This is a genomic window from Streptomyces sp. NBC_00503, assembly GCF_036346895.1.
Classification (GTDB): Bacteria; Actinomycetota; Actinomycetes; order Streptomycetales; family Streptomycetaceae; genus Streptomyces.
Map to the genome: position 1 here is coordinate 7,796,088 of NZ_CP107855.1, position 20,560 is coordinate 7,816,647.

Below are 20,560 nucleotides of genomic sequence, written 5' to 3' on the forward strand. Positions count from 1 at the left end.
CCGCGTCCAGGTACGCCGCCGCCAGCCACGACAGGGAGAGCGGCTTGTCGCGGGAGCGGGAGTCGTCGTACCGGCCCAGGCGTCCACGACAGCGTCAGACCGTGCCCGGCTGGGTCAGCGAAGGAACGCCGATCTTCGATCCGCTGGAGAACCGGCGGGGCATCGTCCAGTTCATCGGCGAGTACGAAGACGCGACCACCCGGGTCTCGTACGCGAACGCCGTCTTCGCCCGGCCCGAGGGCAGTGGCCTGGGGTGCATCGTCGAGGCCCCCTCCAGCCCGGAACACGGCTGACCCACAGGACCCCGTGGGGCTGGCGCCAGCAGCTCGCGGTCCTCCTCTACGTCGCGGCCACCTGCGTGGGTACCACGGGCCGGGAGAGGCACGACCAGCTGCTGACTGTGCCCGCACCGCTTCAGCTGAAGTGGCTCGGGGTGGCCTGGTGATCACTTCCCGGGTTCGGCGGCAGCTACGTCGCAGAGGTGGGGCGCTACTGGGCCGAGCATTCGAGGATGCGGCCGTCGCTGGTGCCGATGAGGAACCGGCCGGTGGCGGTGACTGTGAGAGCGGTCGGTACGGCGAAGACCGCGCCGACGGTGAGGTGCTGGCGCCAGCGCACCGTGCCGTCACCCAGGTCGAGCGCAACCACCTCTCCATCGTCGTACCCGACGTAGACGGTAGCCGCGTCAGCGTCCAGTGCCGTGGCTTTCCTGTCGGTACGGAACACCCACTGCGGGCGGCCGTCGGTCATCTCGCGCCGGACGACGAACGACCCACCTGGCTGGAGTCCATGGCCGTGGTACACGGTTCCGGCGTGGACCAGGGTTCCGTCTGCGGCCTCGATGCCCGGACCGCCGAAGTGTGTCTCGCCGGGCTCCCAGGAGTACCGGAACATCCGCCGGGCCGACTGAGCGAGGGGTACGACCGGCCTCGCGGTCGCGGGCCCTTGCAGGTCCATGGCCGCGACCCAGGACTCACCCTTGTAGGAGTTACGTTCGCCCGAGGGATGAAGGATCGACTGGAAGTAGATGCGGCGTCCACCCCGGATGGGGAGCCGGCTGCGGGCACCGTTGCGCCCGTCCGGTGACAAGGCCGGCCGGCCGTCAGCACAGCGCACCAGTGAGACGAAGGACGACGGGACGATGCTGTCGAGTTGTTTCCCGTCTACGAGGGAGAGCAGGACGACCGACTGCGGAACGGAGTCGCGCGCACCGGGGCGGCGTATGAGCCCGACCCACGCGGATCCTTCATCCGTAGCGACGGCGATCGCGCGCCCGCCCTCCTCGTCCGGAACCATCCACGACCGCTCCCCCGAGGGCAGCCAGGATTCCAGCTGTACCCCGTCGAGCGTGGCCAGGATCCGGCCGTCCGAAAGGGCCTCGACCGCGCGGACATTGCGGCGCGGTTCCCAGTCCGCGCTCAGCTCTGCGACCATCCGGTGGGCAACTGCGCTGCCGTCAGGACGTGGCGCCGGCACCCGCGGGCCGGCCAGGTCGTGCTCGGTGAGGGACTTGGCAGGCACAGCGGTCCAGTCCGGCCTGCGCACCACGGCGACATGGCCCTCGACGCGTGCGGTTGCGTCCTGCCAGTCGTCAGGCGGTGCCATCACCACCCGCAATGCCTGTTCGTCGAGCCATTCCAATTCCAGGACCTGGCGGCCCAACCAGTGCTCAATGAGCGAGACAGCCGTGCCCGTCTCCAGGTTCAGCAGGAGTAGCCGGCCTTCGAAGAAGTACCCGCCGTCGTAGCTGCCGGTGCCGACCGCGAGCAGCGGAAGCGTGGGATGGAAAGCCATCGCGTGCACCGGGTAATGCGAGCGGACGAGGGCACGGCAGGCCAGGTCACCCATGCCGTAGACACCGACGGGTGCAGTGCCGCCGAACTCGTACCTGCCCGCCACGGCCAGCAGGCCACGCCGCTCGTCGGCGGTGGCCAGTACAGGGTCACCGATCTCGGCGAAGGCACGGTCGCCGAGGATCCGGTCGACGGAGAGCGGGATAGTCATAGCGTCGATCTTCGCAATATCCAGGAGACCATCGGGAACCCGGGCCGGTACCCAAAGCCTCGGCTCACGCTGACATGGCACACGCCACATGCCACATGCCACATGTCGCCGAGCACTGACATTCCCATGTCGCCTGACCATACGCGGAGGCCGTCGATCAGCCCACGCCGACTTCACCGCCTCCGGGAATCCCCCCGCCCAGATGGCCGGGGAAGAAACCGGTGCGGCCAGGTCTCTCCTCAGGCTGAGCGCAGGGCGTCCGTCGGGGAGGCCTTGGCCGCGCGCAGGGCCGGGTAGATGCCGGCGAGGGCGGCGACCATGATGGAGACGACGGGGCCGGCGACGATCGTGCAGAGCGGGATGGAGGCCGGCCATCCCTGGGCCAGGGCGTAGCCGTAGTCGGTGAGGCTGCCGACGATCAGCCCGCCGATGCCTCCGATGAAGCCCATCAGGACGGCTTCCAGCAGGAACTGGACGGCGATCTGTCCGCCCCTGGCGCCCAGTGCTCGGCGCATTCCGATCTCGCCGCGACGTTCCATGACACCGACGACCATGGTGTTGGCGATCCCGACGCCGCCGAGAGGCACGAGGCCGGAGACGAACTGGCCTGGGAACCAGGTGATTCTGTGGCTGATCTAGCATGATCGCCCCAAGCCGTGAAGGGGCGACATGACCATTGACGACAGAGCCGACCCAGCCCAGATCATCGCCCGAGTGGGCAACTTCGCACCTCGCGAGCGCGCTCTCGAGGTGTGGACATATCTCGCCACCAAGGCGGGATGGACGGTGAGTGTCGTCCCGGACGCAGTACTGGACGCCGATGCAGGTGACTGCGGAGTCGTCGAGGTGGAGGGTCTGCGTTATCGGATCCGTCTCACCCCTCGGGTGAGGACGACGCTGGTCGATGACGCGGGCGGCCGGATGTCACAGCGTCCCGTATTTACACACGCAGCCTGGGCCGACCCCTTGTTGGAACCGGACAACTTTGTGCCTTACCTGGGTCGCTGAGGCACTGCCACCTTGCTGAGCACCTTCGCCCTGAAGGCTTCAGCAGCGCCCTCTCAGAGGCTGCCGTCACCGGAAAGGGCGCTGTGGCCGTACGAGTCGCCCTCGGTTCGTGCGACGGTTTCCCGGGCGGCACGGTCGCCGAGCAGACCGGCGCGAACGGCGAACTCAGGCCCCAGCAGACGCAGTGCCCGGCGCCCGTGAAGCGCGACAAGGAGCCCGATCTCCTCCGGCCCGGCCGGGGTGTCACCGGGAAGGGGATGCAGGCGGCGCATCTCTCGCAGCAGTCGGTGCCCGGCCAGTGTCCGCACCGGGGCGCACAGGACGGCGAGCGACAGCACAGCCGGGGGCAGACCCGCCCAGGGGGATCCCTGCACCGCGACGGCTACAGCCGTACTGCCCGTCGCAAGGATCAGCAGCCCGGCCACCGCCAGCCGGGCTCGGCCGCATCGCAGGCCACGTTCGGCCAGTTCGGCACGCAGCTCCTCCCGAGCCCGCCATACCGCCGGAGCAATGGCTGCATCAGCCAGCGATATCTCCCGGCCGAACACTGTCCAAGCGGCCCGGTTCAGCGCAGTCACGTCACGTCCGGGGCTGGTGTGCACCACCCGCCGCAGCCGGCCGGGCCGGCCGACTTCGATCGCTCCCGCAAGGTGGAGCTCTACGACCGCCACTGTCAGCGCGGCCTTCGAACCACCCCGCACACCCGCGACACCGACCGCCGTCAGGCCGACCGCCCGCCCTCTGGCGGGCAACCACCGCAACAGCCCCGCGCCGACAAGCCCGATCACCACGCACACGACACCGATCGATCCCACCGCACACACCCCCCCCGCCAAACGGACGACAGACCCCCCGGCCCACCTCCAGAACAATGACACGGTCGGCTGACCACCACTCAGAAATCAGGCCCCCCAGTCCGTTCAACCAGTGATGGGAGCGGGCAGCAGCAAGCCTTCGGGCGGGTTGTCGAGCACCCCTGAGGTGGCCTGCTGACCTTCGGCCTTTCGGCCGTACCGAACGGCACGACCGAAAGACGCTCGTCTATTTGAGGGGCTTTGTCTGACATCCCTTTTCCAGAGCACGTGGTGCCCGATATCCATGGCGATATGACCTTCCCGAGGGCAAGACTCCGCACAACAGCCGCCGTCGCAGCCGCGCTGGCCATCGGCGGCCTGGCATGGGTGCCGGCCTCCGCCAGCGCGGGAACGGCCCCGGCCCCGGCCACCCGGACGGTCGCCGAGGCCGGTAGGACGACCTCCCTCGCGGGCTGTGGCTGGAACGAGGGCAGGGGCGGCGAACGGGCCTACTACGAGCACTGCGCCACCGATACGAACGTATGGATCCAGGTCAAGCGGTGGCCCCGGTCCAACTACCACCGCTGCGTCGGACCCGGCCGAACCAACCTGGACTCCGACGCCACCGGCGCCTGGTACGACAGCAACTACCAGGGCGGCCTCTGCTCCCACCCAGGAGACACCGGGCGCTGACGGTCGAATTGATCTCGCCGCCTTTGCCTCCGCTTCCCGAACGCCGGCCGGTCACGGCAGTGGTCCGCGGCGCTGCGACAAGCTCGAGGGTCAGGTCGCAGTGGGGATGTGGCGCCCTGCTGCGACCTTGGCCATCTTCCGGAGTTTCGCGAAGTAGGAGGCGCAGTACTCCGAGTTGATCAGGGGCACGATCTTGTCGAGGTCGGCGATGCAAGCCCAGAGGATGGCGATGCCGTTGTCGTCGAGTCCGCGGTTCAGTTCGGTTCGGACGAGGCCGGCGACATCGGCGTCCAGGAGGATCAGTTCCACGCCCTCGATGTCCACGCCACGGAAACTGTCGGGATACGGTGCGCCCCGGTGTTCCGCCCACAGCCGGGTGAGTCGGTCTTCGGGCTGGGCTGCAGCGCCCGTGTCGATGGCTGTCCCGGCTTTCGCTTCTGTCGCAGGCGGTGGGCGAAGGAGCAGGGAAACGGCGTCGAAGACGGCACGCACCATCTCGATGGCCCCGGTCGGGCTGTAGGCAGCACTGGTTATGGCGCCCTGTGCGAGCTCGTCGCGCAGCCGTCGGGCGCGGTCGAGTCGGGTGGCGAGTGCGGCCGGTATCAGTCCTGTGTCGGTGGCCCGCTCGATCAGGTCCTGGAGCGGCTTGCTGATGGCAGGCGCTCGGTGAAGACGTGTTCCAGGGCGAACAGGGAGTGGGTGACGGCGACCGTGGCGAACTCGTACCGGTAGTAGGAGTGCCGGATGAGCTCGCGGGAGGTTTCCATCGTGCTCATGACGTACATCGACGCGCCGGCCGGCAGGACCAGGTCGGCGACCAGGGCGTGCACGCCCTCGTAGTCGGGAACGACGTGGCGGGCACGTGGGTCCAGTACGGGCACAGGGAGCGGGCCGGGCAGCCGCGGCGGCAGGGGGTTCACCGGCGCAGTCTTGTCGCCCGAAGGCTGTCGGTGCCATCGGATTTGCCGGGGCGGGTGGTGACTCGCCACGCATGTCGCCTACGCGCCTACGCGCCTACGCGCCCGAGGTCGCTGCGCCGCATCGGGTTTCCGCGAGGTGGCTGTCGATGTACCGGGTGAGGATCAGCGCGTCTGCGGGCTCGTCGGCCTGGAAGGTGACGCGGCGCAGCAGGCTGACCCCGTCGAGCGCCACGCCCTCGCGGGCGAGGACGAAGACGAGGGTGAGGAAGGCGGACCTGGCGTTGCCGTCGTCGAAGGGGTGGAAGAAGCAGACGTCGAGATAGGCGCGGGCGGCGCGTGCTGTGAGGGGCAGGGGCCTGTGTGCGTCCTTCGCGCTCTCGGCCAGGCAGGCGTCGAGGCGGGCTCGGGTGTCCGGGCCGATGCCGTAGCGTTCCCGGCCCGCCTTGGCGAAGGCCGGCTGGTCGCGGAACGGCGGAGGCTGCGGTGTGCCGAGGACGTGGTGCTGCCAGCGCTGGAGCAGTTCGAAGTCGAGGGATGCGCCGCGTGCCGCGTCGGCCCGTAGCAGTTCCAGGGCGGCGAGCAGGCCGTTGGCGCGGTCCGGGTCCAAGGCGCCGTCGAAGGTGCGGATGTCCTCCGCAGCGCCGTCGCACGCCGGAGTCACCGGTCCGTCGCCGCCGCCGTCCGGGGCCTCCTGCCACGATACGGTCTCGCGGACCTCGAGCCAGCGCTCGAGGTGGTCCGGCGTAGGCCCAGTGGAAGGTGCGCCGCCGCCGTCGGTCGGCCGGAGCGACAGCGCGAGCTGTTCCGCGACGTCGTCGACCGTTTCCGGCTCGGGGGCGATCCAGCTGTGGAAGCGGCCGCCGATCGCCCGTTCGACCAGATCCTCCGCGAGGTCGGGTGCGACGTCCCAGCGGCTGAGGAACCAGGTGAGCACCTGACGGCAGTGCCCGTACCAGCCGCTGCCGCAGCCGGTGCGGTCGGTCACCTGGAGGATCAGGTTGCGGGCGGCGTGCTCCCACAGGGGCCGCTGGTCCGCTACGTCGGCCAGTGCCAGCGGGTACGCCTCGAACCAGCCGGCGAGACTCTCCAGCCACTCACGCCACTCGCACAGCGCCGCAGTGACACGGCCGAGCGTCTCCTCAGGGGTGGTGATCGAGTCCTGCGGGCAGCACCAGTTCCCTACGGGTCCTCCGTCGAAGTCGCCTTCGTCGTGGGCCCAGCGCCAGCCCACGGTCCAGCGTCCGTAGTGCTCGGCGAGGGCCTGCGACATGGCGTCCGCCCAGGGTTTGCCCTCGCTCCAGCTCCAGTCGTTCATCGCCGGGTCGCCTTCGGGGACCTCGGGGCGGCTGGGCACCCGCTGGGCGGGCCCGAGGGATCTCACCACCTGCGACGCCGAAGCGCCGTCGAAGGGATGACGGGCGGGATCCACATCGGCCCAGGTCAGAAAGCGGGGTGCTAGCTCGACAATCACCGCGCAAGCCTGCATGTCCGCCTGCCTGGGTTCAAGCGGATTACCACGCCGTCGGGGCGGCGGGCCGACCCCGTCGCGCAGCACTGCCTAGACGTTTCCGGCGCCTCTGCACTCAAGAAGGAAGGAACTGCGGACGTAGGTGAACGAGGGGTGTCATCGTGTCAATCTGGCTGTGGTGGGCCGTAGTTGTCGGGCCGACCGGGCTCGGTGCGCTGTGCGTGGGCGCGTTCGCCTACGGGCACCGGGAGCGGGTACGTGTGAGAGCTGTGGTGTCCGTTGTGCGCGAGTTGGGTACTGGGGGTCACGTGCGGTACCGGTCCGCGGATGGACAAGGGCAGGCGGCTACCGAGTGGGAGCTGCTGATCCCGCCGTCCCAGGCTCCTGCGATCCCTTCGTCCGATTCCTGCGGGGAGCGTGGTGAGCCCACCTGAGCAGCAGCCGTCGGTCGAGCGGTTCGAGGATCTGTACCGCGCCCACGCACGCAAGGTCCTGGCTTCCGCCGCGACGGTCTCGCTCGAGTTCGCCGGCGACGCGACCCAGCATGCCATCGAGGAGGCATGGAAACGTATGTCGCGCCCCGGCGGGCCACCGGTGGACAACTGGGCCGGGTGGCTGCGCCGGACGGCCATCCGCCGCGTGGTCGAGGAGTGCCGTCAGGCCGAGAGGGGCAGCTCATTGGAAGGGGTGGATCCGCCTGCGACAGGACTGCTGTCCGAGGACTGGGCGGTGATCAGGCAGTCGTTCAAGGGCACGCTGCAGCAGATCGCCGCTCTGCCCGATCGGCAGCGTCAGGCCTTGGGACTGTGTTTCCTGGCCGGATTCACCACTCAGGAGACAGCAGAGATCATGGAGGTGACAGTGAGCACGGTACGCAATCTGATCAGCCAGGCCCGCCGTTCGCTCCACCAGACCGACGGAGAGGGGCGGCCATGACCGGCCCCACCGGCCCCACCGACCCGGCACGGACGGCGTCCGATGCCGATCCGGTTGTTCCGTCCCACGACCCCAAATCCGACCCTGAGCTCGGTCTCTTGCTCGAAGAAGCCGTGGACCAGGCCGACCAGGCCATCGGGCCCTTCTTCGACGTTGAGGTGGGACTCGACCGACTTCGCTCCCGGATCCCCGAGCAGCTGACCCCACCGCTCCTGCTGGACCGCAGCAGCATGTCCCAGGCGATGTTCGGTGAGCTGCGCAGGCTGCCCGAGGGTTCGCCGAAGAAGGCCGAGCTGCGCAATCAGCTGGTCCGGATGCACCTGCCCCTGGTCGAGCACCTGGCGCGGCGCTTCCGCAACCGCGGCGAGCCGCTCGACGACCTCACCGAGATCGCCACGATGGGCCTGATCAAGTCGGTGGACCGCTTCGACCCGGAGCGGGGCATCGAGTTCTCGACGTACGCCGTCCCGACCGTCGTAGGCGAGATAAAGCGCCACTTCCGCGACAAGGGCTGGGCGGTACGCGTCCCGAGGCGGCTCCAGGAGCTACGGCTGACCCTGACCAGGGCGACGGTCGAACTCTCACAGCAACACGGGCGCCCACCCACCGTGCACGAGCTGGCGGAGCGGCTCGGCATCTCGGAGGCAGAGGTCCTTGAGGGCCTGGACTCGGCGAATGGCTACCCCGCGCTGCGTCTGGAGCCGCCGGACACCGATGACGCCTCCTCGGCGGTGGCGGACACGCTCGGGGCGTAGGACGAGGTGTTGGAGAGTGCCGAGTTCCGCGAGTCCCTCAAACCACTCCTGGCGGAGCTGAACCAGAAGCTCCTGGTGGAGGAGTAGAAGGCCGTGCTCCGCTCCGTAGGTGGGCCAGGGAGATGTCGCGCACCCGTACGACCGCCTCCGGCGCGATGCGGGCCAGGACCGGCAGGGCGTGGTGCCAGCCGTCGCCCTCCAGGGCCTGCCGTACGAACCGGGCCGCGGCCCGCTCGTCGCCGGGTGTCTGTGGGGAGGCGGCGAGCGCGAGGGCGCGGATCGTGTGGATCAGTGGTTCCGCATCCGCCGGGTTCCCGAAGGCGGTCACGCGGACCAGCACCCGGGCCAAGTACCCCGCGACGGCCGCGAACACGACCGCGCGGTGCGCCGGGAGCGGCCTGGCGAGTCGGCATGGATATGCGGGCCCTGCCCACCCCCTGTCCGGCGAGGACTTCGCCGGAAAACTCGTCACGCCCCGTCTGACCAGCGTACTTACGCCGCCTTCCGCCGTCCGGACATCGCCGGAGAACCTCCCGTCGAGGGATACCTGTGGCACCGAAGCCCCGCGGGCAAGACCGCTGGGGCGAACTGCCCGAGGGGGATCCCATGTCCGTCTTGCCGTCCGTACTCGACGACGCGGCCGTGCTGACCGCCGTCACCGGCCTGGCCTACACCGGAGCCGTGGTCACGGTCGCCGCGTCGTCCGTGCTCTCCCGCAGCTCGGAGCGTCGGCGCGACGCCCGGGCGACGCTGACGATCCTGCTGCGGCGGCGCGGCCCCAGGTGAGCATCGGAAAGGTCGCTTCGGGGCCTGCCAGCCCCGTCTCTCTCCTGGAGGCAGAACTCTGAAATGTTGCCATCCTTGACTGGCTGGCCCGGCCGCGGTCAAGCGACTGCTGGCCCACCACGTCTTCGTCAGCAGCCGCCGCGACACCCACAGCCGGCCCCCGCGGCTGGGTCGAGGACGGCGATTCGAGCGCCCGCTCCCAGATCGGGATCCGCTCGACGTGGTCGGTGGACCTCTAGGCCGCGGCGCTCGTGCTGGTCGTGCTGGTCGTGCAGTCACGGTTACCGGGCGACTGAAGCCGCATCCCCCGGGCCGCGCTGACCACCGACCCGCAAGCCCTGGTCGCAGGCCTCTCCGACGGCCTGGGCCACGCCCGCGCCTACAGCTGCGGGCTGATCCTGACCCGTTGAGGGACCCGCCTCGGAGGGGCCGACTTTTGTCCGCGGACAAAAGTCGGCCCCTCCGGCTGCACCAGGACTCGGCCCTGGCACTCCCCTCAGCGGCTCGCCCCTCGTTGAAGCTCCTATAGATCGTCAAGCCCGTGGCGGGGTCCATAGGATGCGTTCGTGGCGCGATTTGATGAGGTCAAGGCGACGTTCTGGGGCGAGGGCCGGTATGGGGTTCAGCCACCGCTGACCGACGCGGTCGTTCAGGAAGCCGAGCGTCGGCTCGGTGTCCGTCTGCCGGCTTCGTTGGTGGAGATCCTGCGGGTCCAGAACGGCGGTGCGGTGGCGGAGCTGTGGAACGCGTTCCCGACCGATGTGCCGACGTCGTGGAGCGAGAATCACGTTCCGCTCGACGACGTGATGGGCATCGGCCCTCACGACGGTCAGTTGTCCTTGCTGGACACGGCCTATCTGGTCGAGGAGTGGGGTCTTCCGTCCCCTCTGGTTCTGTTGTCCGGTGATGGCCACTGCTGGATCGCTCTCGACTATCGGGGGTGCGGGAAGCGCGGGGAGCCGTCCGTGACGTGGTTCGACGTGGACGACGGCATGGAGCTCCCGCTGGCCGCGGACTTCCAAGCGTTCGTTGAGCGTCTGGTTGCGGCCACGTCGCTCGATTCCGGCGGACCGTAATCGGTCGGCTTCATGATCCGGCTCTGGCCGAGCCTGTCGTGTTCAGGGTGTTGGTGCTCACGAGGTGCCTGTAAATCTCACGGGCGACGAACCTCTTGAGACACCGCATGATGTCCTTGGTGGACATGCCCTCGGCAGTGCGTCTGGCCATGTAGTTCCGTGTCCGTTCGTCGTGCCGCATGCGAACCAGGACGATGGTGTAGAGGGCGCTGTTGGCATGTCGGTCTCCGCCGCGGTTGATGCGGTGGCGGTTGGTGCGGCCCGATGAGGCCGGGACCGGGGCCGCGGCGCACAGGTGGGCGAAGGACGCTTCGGATCTGAGCCGGTCGGGGTTGTCTCCCGCGGTGATCAGCAGTTGGCCGGCCGTCTCGGTCCCCACTCCGGACAAGGCGACGAGACTGGGTGCCGCCCGGGATACCAGCGGAGCGAGGTCCGCGTCGGCCTCTTTGATCTCCTGTTGAAGGGTCTGGTAGCGCCTGGCCAGGCGACGAAGTGCCGTCTTGGCCGCGCAGGACGGATCCGCGAGATCACCGGTTGGCCGGGTCCGGGCGAGGGTGTCGATCAGCGGGCTGGTGGGCAGGCCACGCAGCTTGTCTCGCAGGGCGGAGGGAGCGGTGACCACCAGAGCGCGGATCTGGTTGATCGTCTGCGTCCTGGCCTTGACTGCGCTCTTGCGGACCAAGCGCAGGGCACGGATCGCTTCCACGATGCCGTCCCGGCTCTTCGGGGTTCCGCTCGCCCGGCCGGACAGGACCGCGGTGGCCGCGGCGTAGGCGTCGATCGGATCGGACTTGCCGTGAGCCCGCCTGGCCCTGCGGTCTGGGCGGTCGACCTCCACGACCGTGATGCCGTTCGTGGTCAGGAACCGGGCGAGTTCGGCGCCGTAGGCCCCGGTGCCCTCCATCCCGACCGCGATGACCTCGCCTTGGGAGTGGAGCCAGGCCAGCAGTTGCTCGTATCCGGCCGCGTTCGTTGCGAAGGACTGCGTGTCCAAGTGACGGCCGACCGAGTCGATCACTGCGGCCTGGTGGACGTCTCTATGGGTGTCGATTCCGCCGATCACTGCTATCTCGGGCACTGTCATGCTCGGCTCTGCCGTCCTTCCGTCTGAAGCGTGCAGACACAGCGCGTGCTGCCCGGGCAGACGGACAAGACAGTGAAGAGGCTGGTGGCCAAGCTCCTATGAGGTCACGGACACCCGCGAGCACACGCGGTGGCATCCCTCGGGGGCCGACGATTCAACGCACAGGCAGCCGAAGCGCCAGTCAGACCCAGAGTCAGGCCCCCGAGCGATGCCGCCTACATCCTCACTGTCAGACCCGCCTGCCACACTGCGGCCATGTCTCTCGCCGAACTCACGCTCGATCAGTGGCGGTCCGCCGACCTTCCCGCTGCGCGCCGCATCGCCCAGCAGGCCGCGGACCTGGTGGAGGGCCGTGTCGTCTCCGTCGAGACTGTCGAGCACCTCGGTGCCCCGCTGCACCGGGTCCGGATCGAGCGCGCCGGTACGGAGTTCGCCCTGATACCCGGTGGCACGGTGAACCTCGGGTTCGATCTGGACAGCTGGCGGCCGACGCCCGAGCAGATCCTCGACTACGCGGCGAGCTTGGAGGAGGGTTTCGGGTACGGCCTCGATCTCCGGGCCTACTTGGCGGAAGTGCTCAGCCCGTACCGGAGCGCCACCCTGGCCACGGTGCTGATGGCCGTGGAGTCCGAAGCCCTGACCGAGCTGCCCGCCGACATGCCGGCCGTGCTCGTGGCACGCGGCCTGCGGAGGCCCACCTCCGACGAGTGGGAGCACGCGTGCGGAGCGGGCGCTGCCACTCTTTTCCGGTGGGGTGACGACTGCCCGCTCGACCGCATCCCCTACGGCGATCCGACTGGTCCGCACAGCAGGCTCGGTGCGTTCGGCCTGCGCATCGCCTACGACACCTACAGCGCGGAGCTGACCAGCGACGTCACAGCGGTCCACGGCGGGGATGGTGGAGAGTCGGTGTGCGGCGGGTACGGCAACCTGCTGGCCTGGCTCCCTCTGGCCACCGCCAACCGCAACCCCGCCATGGCCGAGTTCGTCTACGGCCCGGACGGTGAAGACCTCTGTGAGGACTTCTCCACCCGGCCCGTGCTTCCGCTGTGACCCCCGACTTTTGTCCGCGGACAAAAGTCGGGCCCCTTTCGTCGTCCGCCCGGCGTACCGGTGGGTCCTAGGCACTGTTTCTCGGATCTCCTGACGTGAGTGGGGTGTTGGGGTCAGGCTTGCCGTATGGGCCGTGGGGATCTGACGAACGCTGAGTGGGACCGGCTGGAGTCGTTCCTGCCTCCTGGTGGTGCTCGTGGAGGCCGGTGGAGTGATCACCGCCGGGTCATCAACGGGGTGCTCTACCGGGTCCGGACCGGTGTGCAGTGGCGGGATCTTCCGGAGCGGTTCGGGCCGTGGGAAACCGTCTATAAACGCCATCGCCGCTGGTCAGCGGACGGGACGTGGGCGATGCTGCTCTCTCGGATTCAGGCAGCCGAGGATGCCGCGGGCCGGATCGACTGGGAGGTGTCGGTGGACTCGACAGCAGTGCGGGCCCACCAGCACGCTGCCGGCGCGAGGAAGACACCGGCGGCATCCGGTCCTCAAAAGGGGGACGTTCGGGGGACGAACCAGGCCGATCCGGTGTTGCGGAAACTGGAGGTCCGGCTCGAAGAAGTGGTCAGATCGGCGAGTGCCTGGGACGCTCCCGCGGCGGATTCACCACCAAGATCCACCTCGTCGCGGACGGCCGATGCCGGCCTCTCGCCCTCCTCCTGACACCCGGACACTACGGCGACGGGCCCCAGTTCGAGCGGGTGCTGGAGCAGGTTTCCGTACCCCGCATCGGCGTCGGAAGGCCCCGCACTCGCCCCGACCATGTCCTGGCCGACAAGGCCTACACATCCCGAAGGAACCGCTGCTACCTGCGACGACGCGGAATCCGGCACACAATCCCCGAACGCCTCGACCAGCAAAGACACCGCAAGAACCGAGGTTCCCGAGGCGGCCGTCCCACCGGCTTCGACAGCGAGCGATACAAGAAACGCAACACCGTCGAACGAGCCATCAACCGGCTCAAGGGCTTCCGCGCCGTCGCCACCCGCTACGAGAAACGTGCCTACATCTACCTCGGCACCGTCACCCTCGCAGCCCTCATCATCTGGCTCCGCACATGATCCAAGAAACAGTGCCTAGGAGAGCACCCATTGGGGCGGGTGTGCGGGATCGGCCGGGCATGTGAAGACGTGCAGGTCATGGTTCCTGCCGAAGCGGAGCCGAGTGGGTTGGGCGACGGACCGGCCGCCTTGGATCGAGTCCTTCCCCCGTAGGGAGGGGTCACGGTCCTCCAGTGGCGCCCAGCTGTGCGATCCGGCGTCCATCTCATTGCAGCCGGCTGTCAGCAGCAGCCGCATCGGGGTCGCGCAGGATGCGCAGCCGATGGCCATCGGGCCCGTCGACGCCCAGCTGGGAAAACCACCGACCCGCCAGCCGGGCGGGATCGACAAGTCGGACTGGTAGTTGGGTGCGTCGGGGCCGTGTTCGGCGGCCTGGGCGTCGTCCCATGCCTCGATGCGTGCGATCAGCGGGGCGGGCAACGTGTCGTCCTCCGCCCAGGGACAGGTGTCCACCTCCTCGGGATGCAGGACACACGGCTCGGGCAGTTCGTGTTCCCATGCCAGCAGGGGCACTTCGGGCGGGACGGCGAGGAAGCGTTCCGCCTGCTCGGTCTCCTCGGCCCCTCGCCACCGCAGCCGGTAGCGGCGCTCCAGGTACGGACCGTGGGTGAACGGGCAGCGGAAGAGCTGCACCAGGTCCGCACCGTCGGGCCCGGCCGCCAGGCCCGGGACATCCCGTTGGAAGAACTGGGCGATCCCCATGAGCGGCACCGGCCCGTCTTCCCCGGGCGTTCCGGTGCCGGGCCACGGCTGCCTCCTCGGCCACACGTCCGCGGCCCGGGCGCGGCGGATCTCGTCCGGCGTGTACCCCTCGGTCTCACGCTGGTGCGTTTCCTTGCAGACCGGCCACGGTTCGGCCTCCGGCCACAGCATCGGCCCGCCGACATGGCTGTCGCGCATGCCGGGCCGCCCCGGCCTGGGGTGCAGCCGGGTCGTCCGGCCCCGGTGGTCGGCCAGCTCCGGGAAGACGGCCTCGACGGATACCGGTCTGGCGGGCGTGGTCCTGGTCATGCGCAGACCGTACGCGCCCGGGAAGGGGCCGAGCGAACGGATTGCCTCGAGCCTCCGTCCGTGAGGACTTCACGTCCCGTCCCACCGTTTGAGCGGCCCTACGGGATCACTCGCCGGGCCCGGTCACAGCCCGGAGATCCCGGCTCGCCGCACATGGAGTTCGGATCGGACGAGTTCGAGGAGGCGTCCCGCCCAGTTGCGGCCGCGGCCGGACTTGTCACCCCAGAAGGCCGAGTCCAGATCCTCGTAGACCAGGGTGGCGTCGTCTGTGGCCAGCAGGATCTCGGCCAGCTCGGGATGCTGGTCGTACTTGGCGCGCAGCAGGCTGGTCATGACGGCGGTGCGGGCGTGCGCCCAGCCCTCGCGGCGCGGTGCCCCGGCTGCGAGCTTGCCTGCTTCGGCGGCGGTGTCCGCTGCGGCGATCGCAGCGCGCGCCTCCGGCTGAGCAGCCGACGAGGCCCAGTAGGCATGGGTGACGGAGGGGTAGGTGGTCTTCCCCACGGTGATCGGGGCGGGGTAGCCGTTACGCAGACCGAGCAGGCCGGGGTCGGCCACCGGCTTGTTGGAATTCGAGTAATGGAGATGGATCACCGGAGCGTACGGAGCCTCCGGTCCGTCTGCTGGAACTCGCGCGCGGGCCTCGGCCAGCAACTGGGCCCGCTCCTCGAAGTACACGAGGGCCCTGTCGTACTGCTCCTGTGTGACCGGCGAATCCATCGGCAGATAGGTCTGACCGCCGGGCCCTGCCACCAGCACCCGCAGCGGCCAGTCCTTCCTGTCCATGTCGCTCAGCGCGTAGCGGCGCCGCGAGACCGGGACGGCCATGAACGCGGTGCGCGCCGCAGCCCGGTTCTCCTCCGTCCGGTCAGCGAGGAAGACTTCGACGGCGGCCAGGCAACGGCCGGTGGAGTCGGGCCGTCCGTTCAGCTGGTCAATGGTGTCGCGGACCTCGGCGGCCAGCAGGTCGGGCGTGAGCAGACTCCGGGGCTCGCCGAACCTCCAGCGCGCCAGACCGTGCACCGATGCCGGAGCGCCGTCCGGGAGGCTGGTGGCCACCCAGCCGGTCTGGAGCTTCTCCTCGAACTCCTCAAAGGTGACCAGACCCCAGCAGTCGATCATCCCGTCGGCGTAGATGAAGAGTTCGGTGAGGTGGTAGGGGCCGTTGCGGATGAAGGCGGGCCGCCAGGTTCCGGGTATGCGGACGCCGTCCACGGTGCGATGAGTGATCCGTCTGCCGATCATCCTCTGATTGTGTCGCAGCGGCTGCCAGGAAGACCTTGATTTTCCCCGGGCTGAGAACACTGTTCCCGCCGACCTCTTGTCCGCGGACAAAAGGTCGGGGGCCACAGGCACTGCATCTGTCGGCCTCGCGAAGTCGAACGAAGTGGCCGCCTCGCTGGTGGACTGCGTCGAAGTAGCTGCGTGAAGCCGTTCGGGTCGGTTCAGGAGTCGTAGCGGTGGGTGTGCGGAGTGTCCGGGCGGCGTTCGGACACAGGCCGGGTCTACGGGGACGACGCTGCGCACCAGGTCTGTGGGACGCGCGGCCCTGGGGGCGGTGGCTTACCTTTCAGCCAAGGCGGCCGCTCTGTGTGCTTTGCATGAGACCTGGCACGAACCAGCCTGACTCCGAGGCTGCCTGGTGCAGCTCGACTCTCAGCCGGAGATCTGGGAGTTGTCCAGGTTCGCCAGGACATCGGCCAGGGAGCACCCGAGGACCTCAAAGAACGGTGTGCCCGGACCCGGCTTCTCGGCTGACTGTGCGTGAGACACTCGGCGGTCAGCTCTCCGAGGTTGAAGGGGCACCTGCCATGTCGGACGCCACCCCGCCGCCGGTCCACCTGGGCAAGGTGGTGGAGGGGCTCGCGGAGAACCCCTCGCTGCCTCCCGAGCTGGTCCGCCGTCTTTTCGCCCAAAGCAAGGGGCTCGGCAGGGTCGCCAAGCGTCCGGACCTCACCGACGACATGATCGCTGAGATCGTCGCCATCGACGATCTCTGGCTTACGCACTCACTCGCCCTCAATCGCAGTCTCCCGTACGCCTTCCGGATGGCACTTGCCGAACATCCGAATCCGTTGATACGCGCAGCCGTCGTAGTGGGCGCCGACGATGCACCCCGCGAGCTGTTCGAGCGGCTCCTCGGCGACGCGGACCCGCTGGTGCGCGAACAGCTGGCGGAGAGCGACTGCGTGCCGGCGGATCTACGTGCCCGACTGGCTGCCGACCCGGAGCCGAAGATCCGGGCCGCGCTCGCCCAGTGGTGGACGCAGGCCCCCGAGCCGGTGCGCCGCCTCCTGCTGTCGGATGACGACGCGACGGTGCGCGCCGCAGCCTGTTCGACCTACTACCGACGCCTTCCTCATCCCGTCCCGCCTGCCGACCTGCTTCCGGCGCTGCTGGCGGACCCGGTCACACGCGCCGGTGCCGTTCGGCACTGCAGGCTGGATGCCGACACCGCGTATCGGCTGGCCCATGATCCGGACGAAGAGGTGCGCAGAGAACTCGCGGAGCATCCTGACCTCCCGGCGCCGCTGCCCGACATCCTCGCCGAGGATCCCAACTTGTGGGTCAGGATCGGCGTCTTCGCACGTCAGGACAGCCCAGAGTCGATCCGCGCCGCGATCCACAGGCAAATCCTCTCCGATGAGCCCCCGTCTGACTGGCTTGCCAACCACCAGGACCTGGACGACGACGCGCTCGACCGGATCCTCATGAGCGAGATGGCACGTCCGGAACTACGGGCACTGCGTCTGCCATGGGTGACTGCCGACCCCTTGCCGTACGCAGACTCGCCTTACCCCTGCTTCCGTGCCTCGGCAGCGATGTCCGACAGCCTTCCCGCAACGGTCGTGGCCAGGCTGCTTGACGACGAGGAGAGCGTCGTTCGCACGACGATGGCCCTGAACGCCCGCGACCGGATCGACCCCGTCACCGCCGAACGCATCGAGCGCGGCTACCGCCCGGACAAGAAGTCCGGGTGGCGCCCCGCCGACGACGTTCCCCTCCCCGTGGACGTCCTTCGACGCCTTGCCGCCGACCCCGACCCGAGGATGAGGCAGCTGGCCCCGCGCGACCCCGACCTTCCGGCGGAACTCGCCCACAGCCTTGCCGCCGATCCCGATCACACCGTGCGCCGCGCCGTTGCGGCCCATCCCGGACTGTCGGCCCACGACCTGACGCATCTCCTGGCCGATCCATCGGAATCCGTCGCGTCCGCCGCGGCTCGCAACCCCAGCCTGCCGCCCGCGCACATGCACCGGCTCCTCGCGCTGGCCGGACTCTGACACCAGCCCGCGCGCCGCAACCGGGGGAGGGGCCACCACGGCCACGGCTCCGGGCTCCGCCCCGAGGGCAGGCTCAGTAGACGCTGGCACTCATCGCCTTCGGTCAGCGGTGGTTGGGGCTGAGCCGTGTGGCGGCCGCGGCGATGAAGGCGGCGGATGCTTCCTTGGCCTCGTGCCTCCGGGCGTCCAGCTCGGTCCGGTTGGTGGCCTTGCGTAGTTCGTACGTGGCATCCGCGGCCTGCTGGGCGGGGCCGGCCAGCTCGGGGAACAGGACCTGAAGGCGGATGTGGGGCGCGGTGATGGCCGCCCGGGTGTCGTGGGACCGCGTCTGGGCCTCCAACTGGTGCTCGGTACCCGCCTCGGTCAGGGTCAGCCGCTCCCGGTGGAACATCGCCGAGCGGTGCGCGTCCAGGGCGGCCGCGAAGTCGGTGACGGCGCCGAGCTGGTCCTGGCGGTGGCTGTCGTCGCGCTCCTCGGCGCGTGCGGAACGTGCCGAACGGTGCTGGAGGAGTCCCGCGGTCAGGGCACCGGCGAGGGTACCGAGTACGGCAACGATCGAAGGCCATATGGACATCAGGTGTTGGGTCCTCTCGGGGAGTCGGGGAGTCGGTTTCGGTGGCGGGGTCGAAGGACAGCGAGGTACGCGGCGGCGCGCGGAGCCATGATCACTTGCTCTGTGCAGAGCCGACCAGACCACGGGGCGGCCGGAAGCAAGTACCCGTACTGCTTCCGGAACTCTACGAGTCGGGGAGGATGATCAACGGTGGGGGTGGACTCGCCATTCACCCCGGACGTGCCGGTGGGCTACGCCGGCCGGGACGGCACACGCAAGGACCCCGCCCGGGGTGAGAAGGAGAACCGGTGAAGCGAACGAGCTCCCTCGTCATCCACGTCGCCTCCGCGGCGGCGACGTCCCTGCTGGCCCTGTCAGCCACCGCCTGCACGGAGAGCGGCAGTGGCTCGCCGAAGGACCGTAGCGGGGGGCCGGTCTGGGTAGAGGGCCAAGGTGCCACCGAGGCAGCGGGGTTCATGCGCGTCCGGACGCCGGCCGGCGCCACCGAGGTGAAGGGGGCCGTGCAACACGGCTTTCAGGACACCACCTACCTGATCGCCTTCACCGCACCCGCGGCCGACGTCGAAGCCTTCGTCGCTGACATGCGGCCGGAAGAACCTCTGCGGGCCAACACCCCGCGCGACCCCAAGACGTACACACCCGCCACCCCGTGGTCCCACCTCGGACTGCCGGAACCGGAAACCGAGCAGAGGGTCCGCACCGCCTCGGTGTGCCCGCCCTGCATCAAGGACGAGCGCCGGTCCACCGTCCAGTCCGTCACCATCTTCGTCCAGGACGTCGGCGACGGCCGTGCACGGGTCTACCTGAAGGCGTTCTGAGGAGCCGAAACTCCCGGCTACGCTCGCGCAGAAGCGCCCCGCGGCGCGTGGCTGTGGGGCGCCTTGTGGGGTTTAGTCGACTTGCTCCCCGTCGTACATACCGCCCCTGCAGTAGTTGCCCGCGTCGTTGATCGCGGGCGTTCCGCCGCCCTGCTTGCACTCAGAAGGGGTGACTACGGATGGGGCACTCTGAGTGGTGGCAGTGGTAATGGCGGTGGCGGTGGCGGCTCCTGTGAGGCCGAGTCCGGCGAGGGCTACCGTGGCGATGACGGCAGCGAGGATTCGTCGAATGCGCATGTGGTTCCCCTTTCACGGATTGCCTCGGTTGGGGCACTAAGTCAGTTTCTCACCGATGCGGGTGGCACGTCTTGTTGGGCCGTTCGGGTGGCGGGGTGAACGGGCGGGACCTGGGCCGTCCGATCCGTCTGGTCCGCTGGACGGGCTGGCCAGCGCGCTCCGCACCACCGCAGTCACTCAGCGCCGCCGCATCCTCGGGTCCCCAGGACGGGCGGGGGAGAGGGTGCGACGCTGGAGTGAGGAGTCCGCGACTGGAGGTTCGAGGTCGAGTGCGCCTCCTCCGGTCCGCGCCCTCTCTTTGTGCTTGGCGACGGCACCACTCGCCGAGCGCCGCCAGGCGGCCCCACCGCGTGGGTCCGGCCCGCCGGGACCAGGACCGCGCGACCAACCCGGAAGGCAGGTACGTCCCATGCGCACGTCGACCCGTATCGCCGGTGCGCTCACCGGCCTGACCCTTGCCCTCGGCGGCGCGGTCCTCGCCGCTCCTGCTGTCCGGGCGGACATCCCCGCCTGCACACAGATGGCAGAACTGGCCGGTGCCACCGATTTCGACTCCGTCGCGGCGGCCTGCGGCCGTGGCGTGGTCGGAGATCTGCAGAGTTGTGTGAACGGGCTGGCCGGGGCCGGAGTGGCGGGCGGCGCCGCGACCGGTGCCTGCCGGGCGGCTGCTTACGAACCGCGTTAGAGGTCGTCGACGTCGCCTCCCTTCTGCCGCCGCGCTGCCTCACCGACGCACCTACGCGCATGCGGCGTGCCTATTCGTCCGGTCGAGGTCGGTGACGTCATGCCTCTCCGGAGCCGGGCAGTCACCGCCCGGGCGCGGCGCCCCGCCTCGCCTCGCGGGCCTCATGTGGAGCGCCCATGCTGGGTAAGAGGGCGCCGTCGTCCTGAGACTTGTCCTTCCCGAAGGCCGAACGAAGGCGCCTGAGAGGAGGAAGTCATGC

General features: G+C 69.3%; 23 protein-coding genes and 2 pseudogenes. 13 read left to right on the forward strand and 12 right to left on the reverse strand.

The features are described from left to right. Nucleotides 1-101: 101 nt before the first annotated feature. On the forward strand, nucleotides 102-293 hold the full coding sequence (locus OG490_RS35665) for a hypothetical protein (RefSeq protein ID WP_330300414.1): 192 nt from the start codon (nucleotides 102-104) through the stop codon (nucleotides 291-293). A 196-nt stretch (nucleotides 294-489) separates the two neighbouring features. Here the strand turns inward: OG490_RS35665 and OG490_RS35670 are convergent, their stop codons facing one another. Further along, complete coding sequence (locus OG490_RS35670) at nucleotides 490-2,004, reverse strand: hypothetical protein (RefSeq protein WP_330300415.1); 1,515 nt, start codon at nucleotides 2,002-2,004, stop codon at nucleotides 490-492. Between the two features lie 239 nt (nucleotides 2,005-2,243). Continuing rightward, nucleotides 2,244-2,591 carry an ABC transporter permease gene (locus OG490_RS35675; RefSeq protein WP_330300416.1) on the reverse strand — a complete coding sequence of 116 codons (348 nt, stop codon included), beginning with the start codon at nucleotides 2,589-2,591 and terminating at the stop codon, nucleotides 2,244-2,246. An 82-nt stretch (nucleotides 2,592-2,673) separates the two neighbouring features. Between OG490_RS35675 and OG490_RS35680 the strand changes: the two genes are divergently transcribed. Continuing rightward, entirely contained in the window at nucleotides 2,674-3,012 is a 339-nt protein-coding gene (locus tag OG490_RS35680) for a hypothetical protein (protein WP_330300417.1), read from the forward strand. A gap of 53 nt (nucleotides 3,013-3,065) precedes the next feature. Here OG490_RS35680 and OG490_RS35685 read toward each other — a convergent pair whose 3' ends face one another. Beyond that, nucleotides 3,066-3,827 (reverse strand): TIGR04222 domain-containing membrane protein, encoded by a 762-nt coding sequence (locus tag OG490_RS35685; protein WP_330300418.1) that lies wholly within the window; start codon nucleotides 3,825-3,827, stop codon nucleotides 3,066-3,068. A gap of 291 nt (nucleotides 3,828-4,118) precedes the next feature. On the opposite strand from OG490_RS35685, the gene OG490_RS35690 reads away from it, so the two are divergent. Then, a complete protein-coding gene (locus tag OG490_RS35690) occupies nucleotides 4,119-4,499 on the forward strand; it encodes a DUF6355 family natural product biosynthesis protein (protein ID WP_330300419.1) in 381 nt (126 codons plus the stop codon). A 90-nt stretch (nucleotides 4,500-4,589) separates the two neighbouring features. Here the strand turns inward: OG490_RS35690 and OG490_RS35695 are convergent, their stop codons facing one another. From OG490_RS35695 to OG490_RS35705, 3 genes are all read right to left on the reverse strand, one after another. Continuing rightward, nucleotides 4,590-4,823 carry a hypothetical protein gene (locus OG490_RS35695; RefSeq protein ID WP_330300420.1) on the reverse strand — a complete coding sequence of 78 codons (234 nt, stop codon included), beginning with the start codon at nucleotides 4,821-4,823 and terminating at the stop codon, nucleotides 4,590-4,592. 305 nt (nucleotides 4,824-5,128) lie between these two features. Further along, nucleotides 5,129-5,419 carry a hypothetical protein gene (locus OG490_RS35700; RefSeq protein ID WP_330300421.1) on the reverse strand — a complete coding sequence of 97 codons (291 nt, stop codon included), beginning with the start codon at nucleotides 5,417-5,419 and terminating at the stop codon, nucleotides 5,129-5,131. Nucleotides 5,420-5,513: 94 nt separating this feature from the next. Then, nucleotides 5,514-6,905, reverse strand: coding sequence for a Fic family protein (locus tag OG490_RS35705; RefSeq protein ID WP_330300422.1), 1,392 nt, complete (start codon nucleotides 6,903-6,905; stop codon nucleotides 5,514-5,516). Nucleotides 6,906-7,307: 402 nt separating this feature from the next. Between OG490_RS35705 and OG490_RS35710 the strand changes: the two genes are divergently transcribed. Both OG490_RS35710 and OG490_RS35715 read left to right on the forward strand, forming a co-directional pair. Continuing rightward, nucleotides 7,308-7,823 (forward strand): RNA polymerase sigma factor, encoded by a 516-nt coding sequence (locus tag OG490_RS35710; protein WP_330300423.1) that lies wholly within the window; start codon nucleotides 7,308-7,310, stop codon nucleotides 7,821-7,823. Next, nucleotides 7,820-8,638, forward strand: a pseudogene (locus OG490_RS35715) (sigma-70 family RNA polymerase sigma factor); the annotation flags it as partial. The gene OG490_RS35710 and the pseudogene OG490_RS35715, both read left to right, overlap by 4 nt. On the opposite strand, the gene OG490_RS35720 reads toward OG490_RS35715, so the two are convergent. After that, a complete protein-coding gene (locus tag OG490_RS35720; protein ID WP_330300424.1) occupies nucleotides 8,616-8,951 on the reverse strand; it encodes a hypothetical protein in 336 nt (111 codons plus the stop codon). The pseudogene OG490_RS35715 and the gene OG490_RS35720 sit on opposite strands and share 23 nt — an antisense overlap. A 233-nt stretch (nucleotides 8,952-9,184) precedes the next feature. Between OG490_RS35720 and OG490_RS35725 the strand changes: the two genes are divergently transcribed. The 3 genes from OG490_RS35725 (at nucleotide 9,185) to OG490_RS35735 (ending at nucleotide 10,440) form a co-directional block, all read left to right on the forward strand. Continuing rightward, nucleotides 9,185-9,364 carry a hypothetical protein gene (locus OG490_RS35725; protein ID WP_330300425.1) on the forward strand — a complete coding sequence of 60 codons (180 nt, stop codon included), beginning with the start codon at nucleotides 9,185-9,187 and terminating at the stop codon, nucleotides 9,362-9,364. A 317-nt stretch (nucleotides 9,365-9,681) separates the two neighbouring features. Further along, complete coding sequence (locus OG490_RS35730) at nucleotides 9,682-9,774, forward strand: type I-E CRISPR-associated protein Cas6/Cse3/CasE (protein WP_330301182.1); 93 nt, start codon at nucleotides 9,682-9,684, stop codon at nucleotides 9,772-9,774. Nucleotides 9,775-9,930: 156 nt separating this feature from the next. Beyond that, the gene (locus OG490_RS35735; protein ID WP_330300426.1) at nucleotides 9,931-10,440 is read left to right on the forward strand and encodes an SMI1/KNR4 family protein; all 510 of its coding nucleotides are present in this window, start codon (nucleotides 9,931-9,933) and stop codon (nucleotides 10,438-10,440) included. A gap of 10 nt (nucleotides 10,441-10,450) precedes the next feature. Here the strand turns inward: OG490_RS35735 and OG490_RS35740 are convergent, their stop codons facing one another. After that, complete coding sequence (locus tag OG490_RS35740) at nucleotides 10,451-11,524, reverse strand: IS110 family transposase (protein WP_330300427.1); 1,074 nt, start codon at nucleotides 11,522-11,524, stop codon at nucleotides 10,451-10,453. 255 nt (nucleotides 11,525-11,779) lie between these two features. On the opposite strand from OG490_RS35740, the gene OG490_RS35745 reads away from it, so the two are divergent. Together OG490_RS35745 and OG490_RS35750 are read left to right on the forward strand one after the other, a co-directional pair. Beyond that, a complete protein-coding gene (locus OG490_RS35745) occupies nucleotides 11,780-12,577 on the forward strand; it encodes a hypothetical protein (protein WP_330300428.1) in 798 nt (265 codons plus the stop codon). Nucleotides 12,578-12,703: 126 nt separating this feature from the next. Further along, a pseudogene (locus OG490_RS35750) lies at nucleotides 12,704-13,635 on the forward strand (IS5 family transposase). A gap of 15 nt (nucleotides 13,636-13,650) precedes the next feature. On the opposite strand, the gene OG490_RS35755 reads toward OG490_RS35750, so the two are convergent. Beyond that, complete coding sequence (locus tag OG490_RS35755; RefSeq protein ID WP_330300429.1) at nucleotides 13,651-14,646, reverse strand: hypothetical protein; 996 nt, start codon at nucleotides 14,644-14,646, stop codon at nucleotides 13,651-13,653. 123 nt (nucleotides 14,647-14,769) lie between these two features. After that, the gene (locus OG490_RS35760; protein WP_330300430.1) at nucleotides 14,770-15,888 is read right to left on the reverse strand and encodes an NADAR family protein; all 1,119 of its coding nucleotides are present in this window, start codon (nucleotides 15,886-15,888) and stop codon (nucleotides 14,770-14,772) included. 566 nt (nucleotides 15,889-16,454) lie between these two features. On the opposite strand from OG490_RS35760, the gene OG490_RS35765 reads away from it, so the two are divergent. After that, nucleotides 16,455-17,927: a hypothetical protein gene (locus tag OG490_RS35765; RefSeq protein WP_330300431.1), complete on the forward strand. Its 1,473-nt coding sequence runs from the start codon at nucleotides 16,455-16,457 to the stop codon at nucleotides 17,925-17,927. Nucleotides 17,928-18,030: 103 nt separating this feature from the next. On the opposite strand, the gene OG490_RS35770 is transcribed toward OG490_RS35765, so the two are convergent. Next, nucleotides 18,031-18,501: a hypothetical protein gene (locus tag OG490_RS35770; RefSeq protein ID WP_330300432.1), complete on the reverse strand. Its 471-nt coding sequence runs from the start codon at nucleotides 18,499-18,501 to the stop codon at nucleotides 18,031-18,033. A gap of 287 nt (nucleotides 18,502-18,788) precedes the next feature. On the opposite strand from OG490_RS35770, the gene OG490_RS35775 reads away from it, so the two are divergent. Next, nucleotides 18,789-19,319: a hypothetical protein gene (locus OG490_RS35775; protein ID WP_330300433.1), complete on the forward strand. Its 531-nt coding sequence runs from the start codon at nucleotides 18,789-18,791 to the stop codon at nucleotides 19,317-19,319. Nucleotides 19,320-19,391: 72 nt separating this feature from the next. On the opposite strand, the gene OG490_RS35780 is transcribed toward OG490_RS35775, so the two are convergent. Continuing rightward, complete coding sequence (locus OG490_RS35780; protein ID WP_330300434.1) at nucleotides 19,392-19,616, reverse strand: hypothetical protein; 225 nt, start codon at nucleotides 19,614-19,616, stop codon at nucleotides 19,392-19,394. Between the two features lie 409 nt (nucleotides 19,617-20,025). On the opposite strand from OG490_RS35780, the gene OG490_RS35785 reads away from it, so the two are divergent. Further along, the gene (locus tag OG490_RS35785) at nucleotides 20,026-20,301 is read left to right on the forward strand and encodes a hypothetical protein (RefSeq protein ID WP_330300435.1); all 276 of its coding nucleotides are present in this window, start codon (nucleotides 20,026-20,028) and stop codon (nucleotides 20,299-20,301) included. Nucleotides 20,302-20,560: the final 259 nt, after the last annotated feature.

Excerpts from the sequence above, each read along its gene's own strand:
- OG490_RS35785 (WP_330300435.1), top strand. The coding sequence starts at position 20,026 with ATGCGCACGTCGACCCGTATCGCCGGTGCGCTCACCGGCCTGACCCTT.
- OG490_RS35680 (WP_330300417.1), top strand. The coding sequence starts at position 2,674 with ATGACCATTGACGACAGAGCCGACCCAGCCCAGATCATCGCCCGAGTG.
- OG490_RS35690 (WP_330300419.1), top strand. The coding sequence starts at position 4,119 with ATGACCTTCCCGAGGGCAAGACTCCGCACAACAGCCGCCGTCGCAGCC.
- OG490_RS35755 (WP_330300429.1), bottom strand. The coding sequence starts at position 14,646 with ATGACCAGGACCACGCCCGCCAGACCGGTATCCGTCGAGGCCGTCTTC.
- OG490_RS35770 (WP_330300432.1), bottom strand. The coding sequence starts at position 18,501 with ATGTCCATATGGCCTTCGATCGTTGCCGTACTCGGTACCCTCGCCGGT.
- OG490_RS35740 (WP_330300427.1), bottom strand. The coding sequence starts at position 11,524 with ATGACAGTGCCCGAGATAGCAGTGATCGGCGGAATCGACACCCATAGA.
- OG490_RS35760 (WP_330300430.1), bottom strand. The coding sequence starts at position 15,888 with ATGATCGGCAGACGGATCACTCATCGCACCGTGGACGGCGTCCGCATA.
- OG490_RS35780 (WP_330300434.1), bottom strand. The coding sequence starts at position 19,616 with ATGCGCATTCGACGAATCCTCGCTGCCGTCATCGCCACGGTAGCCCTC.
- OG490_RS35670 (WP_330300415.1), bottom strand. The coding sequence starts at position 2,004 with ATGACTATCCCGCTCTCCGTCGACCGGATCCTCGGCGACCGTGCCTTC.
- OG490_RS35745 (WP_330300428.1), top strand. The coding sequence starts at position 11,780 with ATGTCTCTCGCCGAACTCACGCTCGATCAGTGGCGGTCCGCCGACCTT.
- OG490_RS35765 (WP_330300431.1), top strand. The coding sequence starts at position 16,455 with ATGTCGGACGCCACCCCGCCGCCGGTCCACCTGGGCAAGGTGGTGGAG.
- OG490_RS35725 (WP_330300425.1), top strand. The coding sequence starts at position 9,185 with ATGTCCGTCTTGCCGTCCGTACTCGACGACGCGGCCGTGCTGACCGCC.
- OG490_RS35705 (WP_330300422.1), bottom strand. The coding sequence starts at position 6,905 with ATGCAGGCTTGCGCGGTGATTGTCGAGCTAGCACCCCGCTTTCTGACC.